Source organism: Vibrio sp. 1562, from assembly GCF_033340155.1.
GTDB classification, from domain to species: domain Bacteria; phylum Pseudomonadota; class Gammaproteobacteria; order Enterobacterales; family Vibrionaceae; genus Vibrio; species Vibrio alginolyticus.
Genome location: NZ_JAWOVY010000120.1, coordinates 1 through 1,052 on the forward strand (window position 1 = coordinate 1; position 1,052 = coordinate 1,052).

At 54.2% G+C, this 1,052-nt stretch carries 1 protein-coding gene; it reads right to left on the bottom strand.

Translation table 11 applies throughout. From position 1 onward, the window contains the following. Positions 1-1,052: tandem-95 repeat protein (locus tag R7Z49_RS23615; RefSeq protein ID WP_318112156.1), on the bottom strand; the 1,052-nt coding region annotated here is incomplete at both ends.

Below are 1,052 nucleotides of genomic sequence, written 5' to 3' on the forward strand. Positions count from 1 at the left end.
GTTTGGTCTGCGAGGTTGCTTTCAACCACAGGCGTGTCGTTCACCGCATTCACGGTGACGTTGACCGTCGCTTGGTCGGTCAGTGCACCATCGGTGATGGTGTAAGTAATTTCGGCGTCACCATGGAAGTTCTCGGCCGGTGTGAACACCAGTTTTCCGTCAACGATCTCAACTGTACCTTGTGTTTCAGGTACGGAAGCCGATTGGATAGACAGCGTATCGCCATCAATGTCGGTGTCGTTTGGCAGGACATCAATTGTCACTGGCGTGTCTTCGTCAGTAACAGCGGTATCATCGTTTGCCACTGGCGCATCGTTCACTGGCGTCACATCGACGTTCACTGTGGTGGATTCACTGACCCCACCGGAGGTAACGATGTACGTGAAGCTGTCTGTGCCGTGGTAGTTGTCGTTCGGCGTGTAGGTCACGCTGCCGTCCGGGTTGACCGAGACCGTGCCGTTGGCTGGACCGTTATTGGTATCCAGCGACACCACTTTGTCGTCGCCTTCGAACGTGTCGTTACCTAAGACCTTGATGATGGTCGGCGTGTCTTCCACAACCGTCGCGTTGTCTGCCACGATGTCCGCCACAGGCGCTACTGTGAAGTTCACCGTTTGGCTGACGCTTTCACCGCTTGGATCGGTGGCCGTAAACGTTAGGATTTCAGAGCCGTTCCAGTCCGCCGTTGGAGTGAACGTAGCAATACCATTGACGATCGCCACTTGAATGTTGCTGTTGCCAGAGACGCTAAACGTTAACTCGCCATCCACGTTATCCACATCGCTGAAAGCGGTATTCAGATTGATGCTGTATGGCGTGAAATCTTCCGCCAAGGTTTGGTCTGCGAGGTTGCTTTCAACCACAGGCGTGTCGTTCACCGCATTCACGGTGACGTTGACCGTCGCTTGGTCAGTCAGTGCACCATCGCTAACGGTGTAAGTGATTTCAGCATCACCATGGAAGTTCTCGGCCGGTGTGAACACCAACTTGCCGTCAACAATCTCGACTGTCCCTTGCTCACTCGGCACTGACGCCGATTGGATAGACAGCGT